Source organism: Phaeobacter sp. BS52 (assembly GCF_045040595.1).
GTDB classification, from domain to species: domain Bacteria; phylum Pseudomonadota; class Alphaproteobacteria; order Rhodobacterales; family Rhodobacteraceae; genus Phaeobacter; species Phaeobacter piscinae.
Genome location: NZ_CP090662.1, coordinates 909,132 through 921,617, shown reverse-complemented (window position 1 = coordinate 921,617; position 12,486 = coordinate 909,132). Strand labels below are relative to the sequence as shown.

Annotated in this window: 5 protein-coding genes and 3 pseudogenes; 3 read left to right on the top strand and 5 right to left on the bottom strand. The window is 61.8% G+C overall.

Translation table 11 applies throughout. The annotated features are described in order from the left end of the window. Positions 1-29: 29 nt before the first annotated feature. A pseudogene (gene serS, locus L0Z65_RS04550) lies at positions 30-1,323 on the top strand (serine--tRNA ligase). 92 nt (positions 1,324-1,415) lie between these two features. Here the strand turns inward: serS and L0Z65_RS04545 are convergent. From L0Z65_RS04545 to L0Z65_RS04525, 5 genes and pseudogenes are all read right to left on the bottom strand, one after another. Next, entirely contained in the window at positions 1,416-2,099 is a 684-nt protein-coding gene (locus L0Z65_RS04545) for a helix-hairpin-helix domain-containing protein (RefSeq protein ID WP_405111175.1), read from the bottom strand. Beyond that, a complete protein-coding gene (locus tag L0Z65_RS04540; protein ID WP_405111172.1) occupies positions 2,096-3,109 on the bottom strand; it encodes a fatty acid desaturase in 1,014 nt (337 codons plus the stop codon). The genes L0Z65_RS04545 and L0Z65_RS04540 overlap by 4 nt, the downstream gene beginning before the upstream one ends. A gap of 300 nt (positions 3,110-3,409) precedes the next feature. Continuing rightward, a pseudogene (gene der, locus L0Z65_RS04535) lies at positions 3,410-4,871 on the bottom strand (ribosome biogenesis GTPase Der). Between the two features lie 99 nt (positions 4,872-4,970). Further along, on the bottom strand, positions 4,971-6,293 hold the full coding sequence (locus L0Z65_RS04530) for a PQQ-binding-like beta-propeller repeat protein (protein ID WP_405111169.1): 1,323 nt from the start codon (positions 6,291-6,293) through the stop codon (positions 4,971-4,973). A 66-nt stretch (positions 6,294-6,359) separates the two neighbouring features. Continuing rightward, a complete protein-coding gene (locus L0Z65_RS04525; protein WP_096871528.1) occupies positions 6,360-7,031 on the bottom strand; it encodes a tetratricopeptide repeat protein in 672 nt (223 codons plus the stop codon). 297 nt (positions 7,032-7,328) lie between these two features. On the opposite strand from L0Z65_RS04525, the gene L0Z65_RS04520 reads away from it, so the two are divergent. Then, positions 7,329-8,612 carry an efflux RND transporter periplasmic adaptor subunit gene (locus tag L0Z65_RS04520; RefSeq protein ID WP_096871529.1) on the top strand — a complete coding sequence of 428 codons (1,284 nt, stop codon included), beginning with the start codon at positions 7,329-7,331 and terminating at the stop codon, positions 8,610-8,612. Beyond that, positions 8,609-12,422, top strand: a pseudogene (locus L0Z65_RS04515) (efflux RND transporter permease subunit). Before L0Z65_RS04520 ends, L0Z65_RS04515 begins: the two are co-directional and overlap by 4 nt. Positions 12,423-12,486: the final 64 nt, after the last annotated feature.

The window sequence follows — 12,486 nt, the reverse complement described above, 5'->3', positions numbered from 1 at the left end:
ACTGATTCAACGCTTTAGGAGCACCTCCCATGCATGACATCCGCGCGATCCGCGAGAACCCTGCCGCTTTTGACGCCGCTTTGGCGCGGCGTGGGGATGCGGCGATGTCTTCTGACATCCTGGCGCTGGATGAATCCCGCCGGGCCAAAATCCAGGCGGCTGAAACCGCGCAGGCCGAGCAGAACAAGGCGGCCAAGGCTATTGGCGCGGCCAAGGCCAAGGGGGACGACGCCGAATTCGAACGTCTGCGCGCCGAGGTGGCTAGGCAAGAAAGCCGAAGTCGCCGCCCTGCAGACCGAGGCCAAGGAACTGGACGCCAAGCTGACCGACGTGCTGGCGCGCATCCCCAACCTACCGGCCGCGGACGTGCCAGCGGGCGCCGATGAGGACGACAATGTCGAGGTCAGCAAATGGGGCGCGCTCCCCAATTTCGCCTTTGACCCGAAAGAGCATTTTGAAATCAAGGGCGTCGCGGCGGCGATGGATTTCGAAACCGCGGCGAAGATCTCCGGCGCGCGCTTTGTGCTGCTGAAGGGCTCCGTGGCCCGCATCCACCGCGCGCTGGCGCAGTTCATGGTCGACACCCATGTGGAGGAAAACGGCCTCACCGAGGTGAACTCACCGGTGCTGGTGCGTGACGAGGCGATGTATGGCACCGATAAGCTGCCGAAATTTGGCGATGACAGCTATCAGACCACCAATGGCTGGTGGCTGGTGCCCACCTCCGAGGTGCCGCTGACCTATTCCGTCGCGGGCGACACGCTGGACGAGGCCGCCCTGCCGATCCGCATGACCGCGCATACGCTGTGCTTCCGCTCCGAGGCGGGCAGCGCGGGCAAAGACACCTCCGGCATGCTGCGCCAGCACCAGTTTGAGAAGGTCGAGATGGTCTCGGTTGTGCACCCCAGCCAGTCCGACGATGAGCAAAAGCGCATGCTGCGCTGCGCTGAGGGGTTGCTGGAAAAACTGGGCATCCCCTATCGCACCGTAGTGCTTTGCACCGGGGACATGGGGTTCGGCGCGCGCCGCACCTTCGACATCGAGGCCTGGGTGCCCGGTCAGAACACCTACCGCGAGATTTCCTCGGTCTCCACCACCGGTGATTTCCAGGCCCGTCGTATGAATGCTCGGTTCAAACCGGCCGACGGCGGCAAGCCGGAATATCTGCACACGCTGAACGGTTCCGGTCTGGCCGTTGGGCGCTGCCTGATTGCGGTGCTGGAAAACGGCCAGCAGGAAGACGGTTCCGTCAAACTGCCAGAGGTTCTGGCCCCCTATCTGGGCGGACGTTTGACTCTGACGGCAGAGGGCACGCTAGTTTAAGAACCACACGCAACCCCTTAATAAAAAGCAAAAAAAACCGGCGCCTTACAGAGTCGGTTTTTCTTTGTTCTCCTTATTGCGTCCCGGCGGCGCTATTTCTTTTTCTTACCCTTCGCAGGAACGCTCGGCTCCCCCTGCTTCTTGGCCATCGGCTTCTTTGTTCCATCCTTTTTGGCGGAGACCTTCTTAGTCGGCTCCTTCTTGGATGGGTCTTTCTTGCCGCTGTCCTTCTTAGGTGCCTCTTTCTTCGGGTTATGCTTGGCCTCAAGGATGGCCTTCGCCTTGGCCTTTTCCTTTTCAATCGCGCGTTTGGCCTTGGCCTTCACCCGCTTGGCCTTCGCCTTGGCTTTCACCTTTGCGGCGGCAAATTCCTCGGCAAGGGCAGCCGCCTTTCTCGCGGATTTCTTCGCTTTCAGCACAGCTTTTTCGGCCTTGGCCTCTGCCGCACGACGGGCGGCCTCAGCAGCGGCCAGCGCGGAACTGAGTTTATCAGCCTCGGCGCGGTCAACGGGTTTCCCCTGCGCTGCACCATTCGGCATCGCTGGAGCATCCCCATTGGCACGGCGGGCAGGTTTTCCTTGCTCTGGGCTGGTTTCCCCGTGGGCTTTCTTTGCTTCTGCGGACAATCTCGCCGCGCGCAGCTTGCCGATCCGTGGGATCTTGCTCAGCTCCTGCGGCGATTTTCCTGCTACCGCCTCAATCGTGGCGTAGCCATGGTCGGTCAGAACCCGTGCCAGCGCGGGGCCGACACCGGGAAGTTTGGCGATGGATGTCATGAAGGCTCCTGCGTGTTGGTTTGGCCTGCTGCCGTGGCCAGAGACCCCTGCGCGTTGCCCGGCGGGAATGGCACCAGCCGCTGTTGATCTTCGTCCCAAAGCTTTAGCCCCATGGCGCGGACCGCCTCAGCGAACTTGATCCGGCGCGGTGCAATCTCCGGCGGCAGGTTGTGGTGGCAGCGGCGCAGCCGGTAGCTGGGAATGCGGGCGTTGAAATGATGAATGTCATGAAGCGTGATATTGGCGACTATAAAATCAAAAAACCAGCCAAAATCTAGACAGGATGATCCCTGAAGCGCTGCAACCTGTGGGTTGAGGTCAGGTCGGCGATCCCAATAGGTGTCCTCAAAATTATGCTGCAGATAGACCAGAAAGACGCCGATCATGCCGCCCAAAAAGGAAAATCCAAGCCAGACCAGCACGCCTGTTGCCCCCGCAATGGCATAGAGCAGCGCAAGCAACAGCACGATCACCGCATTATGCAGGATCACCCCCAGCACGCCAAAGCGCAGCGTGTTCTTTGGCCAGCGGTAGCGGATGAAATAGGTGAACGCCGCCCCAAACGGCACCAGCACCAGCGGATTGCGATACAGCCGATAGACCAGCCGCTGTTGCCAGCCTGCCGCCTGCCATTCGCGCAGGGTCATGGTGTGGATCTCGCCGGATTCGCGGTGCTCCAGATTGCCGACATAGGCGTGATGCTCATTGTGGTTCTGCTTCATCACCTCAAACGGCGCAAAGGTAAAGGGCGACAACACATGACCGGCAAGCTCATTCTGGAGGCGCGTTTCAAACAGCGACTGATGCCCGGTATCATGTTGCAGCACGTAAAGCCGCACCGCTGCAAAGGCAAAAACCACCCCCGCAGGGACCAGAAAATACCAGATATCAGCAAAGCGGATCGCAACCGTCAGTGACAGGAAGTAGACTGCAAATGTCCCGAAATAGCTGAGCGCAGCCAGCCGGTTGTCCTTGTCACAATATGTCCGCGTGTATTCTCTCAAATCCATGGGAGTTCCCTAGAGACGCAGTGTGACGTCACGATGACGCCGCCCTTCGGTGATACGTACCAAGCGCGCGGCGACCCGACGCCACTGTTAATATCCCGGCCATGGCCATACTGCGCCCAACAAACTTGGCAACAGCACACCGGCATTTCAATAAATTACAGTGAAGCCTAGCAAGCCCAATGGCTTGCGGTCAAATTCTACGCCGTCAACGCAGGCACAAACCCGCGCTTGCCATGAAAAAAGGCAGCCTCCGACATGGAAAGCTGCCTCCTATCATTCTTGGAACGGGCACCTGCGCGCTTAGTTGCGGCGGCCTTCCAGATGTTTGCGCAGCTTCGACGGCGGCGCCTTTTTCTTGCCCTTGTAGGGGTTCTTTTCCGACTGCGAACGCAGCGTCAGACGGATCGGCGAGCCGGGCATATCAAAGTCCTGCCGCAACCCGTTGACCAGATAGCGATTGTAGCTCTCGGGCATTTTGTCGGGATGTGAACACATCACCACAAAGCCCGGCGGGCGGGTCTTGGCCTGAGTCATATAGCGCAGCTTGATCCGCTTGCCCTGCGGCGCGGGCGGCGGGTGCTGTTCCAACATCCCCGTCAGCCAGCGGTTCAGCGCCGCGGTGGGCACCCGGCGGTTCCAGACGTCATAGGCGCGCATGATCGCTGCGTGCAGACGATCCAGCCCCTTGCCGGTCTTCGCCGAAACCGTGATCAGCGGCGCGCCGCGCAGCTGCGGCAGCAACCGATCAAAGGCTTCCTTGAGGTTGCGCAGCTTTTCCTGCTTCTCATCCTCAATGTCCCATTTGTTGACCGCGACCACCACCGCGCGGCCTTCCCGCTCGGCCAGATCGGCAATCCGCAGATCCTGCTGTTCAAACGGGATCGCCGCATCCAGCAGGACCACCACCACTTCGGCAAATTTCACCGCCCGCAGACCGTCGGAGACGGAGAGCTTCTCCAGCTTTTCCTGCACCTTGGCCTTCTTGCGCATGCCGAGCAGTATCGAAGATGCGCATCGGCACATCTTGCCAGTCGATCTGAAGCGAAATCGCATCGCGGGTGATCCCGGCCTCAGGCCCGGTCAGCAGGCGGTCCTCGCCCAGGATCTTGTTGATCAGGGTGGATTTGCCCGCATTGGGACGTCCGACAACAGCCACCTGCAACGGTTTATTGCGGGTCGGCATCGGCACCGACAGGTCGTCTTCGTCGGCGTCTTCGTCCAGAACGACGTCGATCTCGGGGCTGTCATCCTCGGCGCGTTTTTCAAACTCATCCGCCAGCGGCATCAGCTGCGAATAAAGATCATTCAGACCTTCGCCATGCTCACCGGACAGGCGGATCGGCTCCCCCAGACCCAGGCCCCAGGCATCCAGCACACCGGCATCGGCGGCGTTGCCCTCGGCTTTGTTGGCGGCCAGAATCACATGGGCGGATTTCTTGCGCAGGATCTCTGCAAACATCTGGTCCACCGGGGTCACGCCAACGCGGGCATCCACCATGAACAGACAGATATCAGCCATATCAACCGCCCGCTCGGTCAGACGGCGCATCCGCCCTTCCAGCGAGTTGTCGGTGGCATCTTCCAGACCGGCAGTGTCCACCACGGTAAAGCGCAGATCGCCAAGACGCGCTTCCCCTTCGCGCAGATCGCGCGTGACGCCGGGCTGGTCATCCACCAGCGCCAGCCGCTTGCCGACGAGACGATTGAACAATGTGGATTTGCCCACATTCGGGCGGCCCACAATAGCGAGGGTAAAAGACATCAGACCAACTTTCTGCGATTCAGACGCGCCCCATAGCGCATCTGCGCGCGCCCTGCCAGAGCACATCGCTGCGTAAATCTCTCCTACCGCATCAAAGCGCTATCGGAAAGCGTGCAATTCACCCTTGGTGGACACAACATAAAGCGTGCCATTCGCCACAACAGGCGCGGTGCTGGCGCCGCCGGGCACCGTCACGCTGCGCAGTAGCGCGCCGCTTTCTGGGCTGAAGAAGCGCAACAGCCCGTCGTTGGAGGCCACCACCACCTGACCACCGGCCAGAACCGGCCCGTGATGGGCCACCACTGCGCCGCGCTTGCGGGGCTTATCCTTGAGGTATCCGGGCAGATCCGTCGCCCAGACAGCGGCGCCACTGTCCGCATCCAGCCGCACCAATTGGCCAAGGTCGCTGATCAGGAACACATTGCCCGCAACCGCCCAGACCGGATCCACCGCCCCATGGGGCGCGGTCCACAGCCTATCACCGCTGCCAAGGTCAAAGGCCGCTGTTCGACCGGACTGGTTGCCCACATACATCCGGTTGCCAGACACGACAGGTGCGCCGGTGACATCGCTGATCCGGGAAATGGTCCGGCCAATCCGCTTACCCGCCACGGAGGCGTTCCAGCGCCGCAGGCCGCCCTTGCGGAAGGTCGCGGTCAGATCGCCCGAGCCAAAGGCGAAGATCGCCAGATCAGAAGTGACCGCAGGCGCCGGTGCGCCCAGAATATTCGACGGGCTGGGGGTAGCCTGAACCTGCCAGGCAATGCGGCCATCCTTGGCGTGGACCGCCCAGCCGGTATCATCTCCGGCCACCAGATAGACCAGACCGTCGCGCACCGTGGGCTGACCGGAGCCGGTGGCCTCCAGCTCCTGCCGCCAAATGGTTGCTCCGCTGGCGGCATCCAGCGCGGTCAGCACGCCATAGCCGGACGAGACATAAAGCACGCCACTGTCATAGGCCAAACCGCCGCCAGTGGCCTGCCCTGAGCTGTCAGACGCAGGCAACAGTTCGCTTTGCCACTGCAACGCCCCGGCTGGGCTGACGGCCGAAACCTTGGCGCCGCTGTCCAGCGTGTAGATACGCCCATCGCCCACAACCGGTGTCGCGGTGATGCGCTGGCGGCGGCTGTCACCGTCGCCGATCGAGGTGGCCCAGATTGCGCGCGGCGCAGCAGCCAGCGCCGGATGTACAGGGCGCAGCCCCTCAACGCCCGGCCCCTGTGGCCAGCTGGCATTGTTGCGCGTTGCAGGCAGCGCAATGGCGCGGGTCTCATTGCTGACAACCGTGACGCTGTCGTCGCGCAGATCCAGACGCTCGCCGCGCAGGATGACCTCAGGCTCGGCGCAGGCGGACAGGATCAACGCCAATGCGGTCCCCGTCAGAATGCCCCTCGCGCTCCAAAAGCTTGTTACTGCCGTCATTGCCCTGCCCCATTACTGCACTTTGTACTGCACGTTATCGTGGCGCCCATCGGCGCCGAATTGATCTTAGCCTTCTGTCGCCGCCACCGGCTCCAGCGCTCCCCCAAGCGCCACAATCACTTGCGAAGCACGGTCTTTCAAGTCCGAGGTGACACCGGCGGAGGCAATAATCTCCTGCAACCGCGAAATGGCGGCGTCAGTGTTGTTCTCTTCGATATCAATCAGTGCCAGCTGTTCCTGTGCCAGCAGCGCCAGCGGCGCGCCGGGTTGGGCCAGCGCCTCGAACTGGATCCGGCGATCTGCCGCTGGCAGGCTCTCCTGCTGCAGACCAAGCGCCTTGAACGTTGCGATATGACGATAGATCAACGGCATCTCACCATTGCGCGCAACCGCATTCAGCCGCTCAACAGCCGCCGCACGGTCTCCGGCATCGGCCAAGGCACCCGCCTGCAACAGCTTAAGAACGGTATCGCCACCGGCGGTCTCAGCGGTGATTGCATCCAGGGCAGTCGCCCGTGCCGCACTGTCATCGCTGTCCAGCGCCGCAATCATCTGATCACCGAGCGCCTGCGATGCCGCTTCGGTCTGGGCGCGGTTATATTCGCGAACCGCCGCCCCACCCACGATCAGCACCACCGCAACGCCGCCAATCCAGCCATAACGTTTGAGCATCTTGAACAGGCGATCGCGGCGGACCTCTTCTGTCACCTCATCGATAAAGCTGTCGGTGTCGCTCATGAAAATGTCCCTGGCAGATCCCGCAACCGCCCCCGCAGTCGCCGGAAAGTTTCCTGTGTTCTGCTTCTCTTACAGTGCAACCGATGCCAAGCCAAGTGGCCCTGACACCCCGGCGTGGCCACAAACTGCTCCAAAAAGGCAAAAAATGTGAACTGAACTACAGAGTTTAGTATGGACAATACTTATATCGCCCATATCACTTAGCGCCAGTTCGCCCGAATATGCCCATTAATGGTATGATTGTTGAGTGGCTCTATATGTCCCGAACGGGATGACTATGAATTAGGAAGGCCCAAGATGCGTGTAATTCCCCTGATGACTGCTGCTGTTGTGACGGCAGGCCTGTATTATGCCGTGATTGAGCGGGATGCGCTTTTGGCCTTTGCCCGTGGCGAGCAGCTCAGCGATGAGACCGCATCCGCTGATGCCTCCGATCCGACCGAAACACCCGCCGCAGCGCCAGCAACTGCGGCCCCGCAGGCCGCCAGCGCTGACAAGACCGGCAATTCAGGCGTCGGCGTGGTCGCCCTGCGCAGCACCGCCCGTGGCATCGACAGCGCGGTCGTGCTGCGCGGGCAGACACAGGCCATCCGCCAGGTCGAAGTCCGCTCCGAAACCACCTCCACCGTGTTGTCAGAACCGCTGCGCAAGGGCGCGCAGGTGAAGGCGGGCGATCTTCTGTGCAAGCTGGATCCCGGCACCCGCCCCTCCACCCTGTTGGAGGCCAAGGCCCGGCTGAGCGAGGCGAAAATTCGCGTTCCCGAGGCGCAGGCCCGCCTGGATGAGGCCCGCGCCCGCCTCAAGGAAGCGCAGATCAACCTGACAGCAGCCGCCAAACTCTCCGAAGGTGGCTTTGCCTCTGAAACCCGTCTTGCCTCCTCGCAGGCGGCGGAACGCTCGGCCGTGGCTGGCGTGGCCACTGCGGAAACCGGTCTGGAAACCACCAGCGCGGGGATTGAGGCCGCCTCTGCCCAGGTCGCCGCCGCCGAGAAGGAACTGGCACGTCTGGATATTCTGGCCCCCTTCGACGGGCTGTTGGAAAGCGACACCGCCGAGCTGGGCAGCCTGATGCAGCCCGGCAGCCTTTGTGCGACCGTGATCCAGCTGGAGACCATCAAGCTGGTTGGCTATGTGCCCGAAACCGAGGTGAACCGCGTCACCATCGGAGCGGGCGCGCGGGCAGAACTGGCCAATGGTCGCAATGTTGAGGGCAAAGTGACCTTTATCAGCCGCTCCGCCGACCCGACCACGCGTACCTTCGAGGTGGAAATCACCGTGCCCAATCCCGATCTTGCGATCCGCGACGGCCAGACCGCCGATATCGTGATCTCAGCCGAGGGCGCCAAGGCGCATTACCTGCCGCAGTCGGCGCTGACCCTGAATAATGACGGCCAATTGGGCGTACGTGTGGTAAAAGACGACATGACCGTCGGGTTCTACCCCATCCAGCTGCTGCGCGACGAAGCCAGCGGCGTCTGGGTCGGCGGCCTGCCGGAACAGGCCGATGTGATTGTTGTGGGACAGGATTTTGTTGTTGCGGGCGTTTCTGTTGCGCCCACCTATAAAGAGGTATCCCAATGACCGGTATCGTCAGCTGGGCCGCAGAACGGGCCCGTATGATCCTGGCATTCATTGCCATTTCGCTGCTGGTCGGCGGCTTTGCCTATGCCAGCCTCCCGAAAGAGGGTGAGCCGGACATCGAAATCCCGGCCCTGTTCATCTCCGTCCCCTTCCCCGGCATCTCTGCCGAGGATGCCGAAACGCTGCTGGTCAAGGTGATGGAGACCGAGCTGGCCGATCTGGACGGGCTCGACAAAATGTCCTCCACCGCCGCCGAAGGCTATGGCGGCGTGGCGCTGGAGTTTGACTTTGGCTGGGACAAGACCGCCATCATGGCCGACGTCCGCGATGCGATGGATGCCGCCGAGGCGGATTTCCCCGAGGGGGCAGAGAAATATTCGATCAACGAGATCAACTTCTCTGAATTCCCCATCGTCATTGTCAACCTGACCGGCGCTGTGCCGGAACGCACAATGGCGCGGATCGCCAAGGATTTGCAGGACGATCTTGAGGCCTTGGAACCGGTGCTTGAGGCCGGGATCGCCGGCAACCGCGACGAGATGGTCGAGGTGCTGATCGACCCCCTGCGGCTGGAGGCTTACAACGTCACGGCGCTTGAGCTGATCACCGTTGTGCAGAACAACAACCAGCTGATCGCAGCGGGCGAAGTCGAGAGCAATCAGGGCACCTTCTCGGTGAAGATCCCCTCCTCCTTTGACGACGTGCGCGATATCTATGAACTGCCGATCAAGACCAATGGCGACCGCGTGGTCACGCTTGGCGAACTGGCAACCATCAACTTCACCTTCGAGGACCGTCGCGGCACCGCCCGGTTCAACGGTAAGGACACCGTTGCCCTGCAGGTGGTGAAGCGGAAAGGCTACAACCTGATCGACACCGTTGATCTGGTGAAGGAAACGCTGGCTGACGCAAAAACCAAATGGCCGCCGGAATTGACAGCAGCCGTCTCCGTCGGCACCTCAAATGACCAAAGCCGCGTCGTGGCCTCCATGGTCGGTCAGCTGGAAGGCTCGGTTCTGACCGCCGTCGCACTGGTGATGATTGTGGTGCTGTCAGCGCTTGGCAGCCGGGCGGCCCTGCTGGTCGGCTTTGCGATCCCGACCTCCTTCCTGCTGTGCTTTGCGCTGCTTGCTGTGATGGGGATCAGCATCTCCAACATCGTGATGTTTGGTCTGATCCTTGCAGTGGGCATGCTGGTGGATGGCGCCATCGTGGTAGTGGAATACGCCGACAAACGCATCAAGGAAGGCACGGGTCCGATGCACGCCTATGTCGAGGCGGCGCAGCGCATGTTCTGGCCGGTGGTCTCCTCCACCGCGACCACGCTCTGTGCGTTCCTGCCGATGCTGTTCTGGCCCGGCGTTCCCGGTGAATTCATGGGCATGCTGCCGGTCACGCTGATCTTCGTTCTGTCGGCGTCGCTGGTGGTGGCCCTGATCTACCTGCCCGTCATGGGCGGCGTCACCGGCCGGATGAGCCGCCTGTTCGAGAACCTCTCCGATGGGTTGCGCGCCGTTGCGCCCTGGTGGCTGCGCGCGGCGCTGGTGCCCGTAATGCTCTGGGGCATGTTTGCAGGCGCGATGCAGATGCTGAACGGCAGCTACCTGCTGCCTGCGGATGTGCCGGATGTGGCCGCGCTGATCTTTGGCGCGTTGGTCTTTGTGCTGGCCTCCTTCGGCGCCTCTGTAACGCTGGGCGCTACCAGTCTGCAAAGGTCGGAAAAATCGGTCAACGCCAGCTACAAACACACGCCCTTTGGCCATTTCATTAAGTTCATCGTCGGCAATCCGGTGATGCCCCTTGTTGCGATCGGGGCTGTTGCCTTCTCCATCATGACCGTTTTCACGCTGTTCTCGACCAACAACTACGGCGTTGAGTTCTTTGTCGAATCTGAACCGGAACAGGCCACCGCCTATGTCCGGGCGCGCGGCAATACCTCGCTGATGGAAGAGGACGAGATGGTGCGCCAGACCGAACAGGTCATCCTGTCGCATCCGGCGGTGGTTAATGTCTTCTCCTTTGCAGGTGAAGGCGGGTTGAACACCGATGCCTCCGGCGCGCAGACACCGCCCGACACCGTGGGTCAGGTACAATTCGAGATCATCCCTTGGGAGGATCGCCCGACCCAGACTGAAACCTGGTTCAACGGCTGGTTCACCCGTGAGGTCACAGCGACCGATTTCGACGGCGACACCGTGATTGAGGAGATCAATACCGAGCTGGCAAAACTGCCCGGTTTCGAGGCTGAAATCCGCGCATTGGCGCAGGGGCCTGCCTCTGGCAAGCCGATCCATCTGCGCCTGAAGGGCGACAGCTGGGACACGCTGACCGCCGCCACGCAGACCGCCCGCGCCCGGTTTGATGAAACCCCCGGTCTGGATCTGATCGAGGACAGCCTGCCCCTGCCCGGCATTGACTGGCAGATCGACGTCGACGTCGAAAAGGCCTAGCCGCTACGGCGCCGATGTCGCCACCGTTGGCGCCATGGTGCAGCTGGTCACCCGCGGGATCCTTCTGGATACCATGCGCGTCGACAGCTCGGATGAGGAGATCGAAATCCGCGTCCGCCTGCCAGAAGAGGACCGCGTGCTCTCCACCCTTGATGTGATGAAACTGCGCACCGAGGATGGTCTGGTGCCGCTGTCAAACTTCATCTCCCGCCAGCCGGTGCCGAAACTGGAACAGATCAACCGTGTCCAACAGCAGCGATACTATGACGTGAAGGCGGATATCGAACCCGGCCTTTCCAAGGTGGTCATCACCGGCGGGGACAGCGGTGCAGAAGAAACGCTGGCCTATGTCAAATCCTTCGCCGAGGGCAGCGACACCAGCGCCAGCGACCTGACCGGACCAAGCGGGACACCGCTGAAGCTGCGCAGCCTCGCCAGCGCCGACAGTCTTGAGGCGGTGCAGACCGCGCTGGACGATGACGCCCGCGTTGTGGCCCTCAATGCCAATGAACGTATCGCCGCCCTGACGGAATGGCTGGAAACTGATCCGCTGCCCAAGGACATTACCTGGGAATGGACCGGTGATCAGGAAGAACAGGCCGAATCCGGTGCCTTCCTGATGAAAGCCTTTGCCGGTGCCTTGGCGCTGATGTTCGTGATCCTGCTGGCCCAGTTCAACAGCTTCTACAACTCGGTGCTGGTGCTTCTGGCGGTGGTGCTCTCCACCACCGGCGTGCTGATCGGCATGATGGTGATGCAGCAGCCGTTCTCGATCATCATGACCGGCACCGGTATCGTCGCGCTGGCGGGGATCGTGGTGAACAACAATATCGTTCTGATCGACACCTATCAGGAATACGCCCAGAAGATGCCGCGGATCGAGGCGATCATTCGCACCGCCGAGGCCCGCATTCGCCCGGTTCTCCTGACCACCATCACCACGATGGCAGGCCTTGCGCCGATGATGTTCGGCCTCAGCCTCGACTTCATCAATGGCGGCTACTCGATCGACAGCCCGACCTCGCTATGGTGGAAACAGCTGGCAACGGCAGTGGTCTTCGGTCTTGGCATCGCTACGGTCCTGACGCTGCTGGTCACGCCGTCACTGCTGGCGATCCGGGTCTGGCTCTGGATCTACGTTGGCGCGCTTGGCCGCTTGCTGGCCCGGCTCACCCGTGGCCGGTCCAGCCGGATTGCCCGGGATATGCGGCTGGCCACCAAGGCCCGCACCCTGCCCACCACGGAAATCCTGTGGGAGGCTGAACCGAACCCGGGCGGCCCGGACAGCCCCCCGGCCAAGACCACCACGCGCGACGACCGCGAAACACCGCCGTCAACACCGCTTCGCGCCGCTGAATAACCTGACAACGCCCCGCCCTCGCGGGGCGTTGTTCGTTTCAGCAGGCAGATCACCACCGCCAGAG

Coding starts and splice junctions, on each gene's coding strand:
- L0Z65_RS04530 (WP_405111169.1), bottom strand. CDS start 6,293: ATGACGGCAGTAACAAGCTTTTGGAGCGCGAGGGGCATTCTGACGGGG.
- L0Z65_RS04520 (WP_096871529.1), top strand. CDS start 7,329: ATGCGTGTAATTCCCCTGATGACTGCTGCTGTTGTGACGGCAGGCCTG.
- L0Z65_RS04545 (WP_405111175.1), bottom strand. CDS start 2,099: ATGACATCCATCGCCAAACTTCCCGGTGTCGGCCCCGCGCTGGCACGG.
- L0Z65_RS04525 (WP_096871528.1), bottom strand. CDS start 7,031: ATGAGCGACACCGACAGCTTTATCGATGAGGTGACAGAAGAGGTCCGC.
- L0Z65_RS04540 (WP_405111172.1), bottom strand. CDS start 3,109: ATGGATTTGAGAGAATACACGCGGACATATTGTGACAAGGACAACCGG.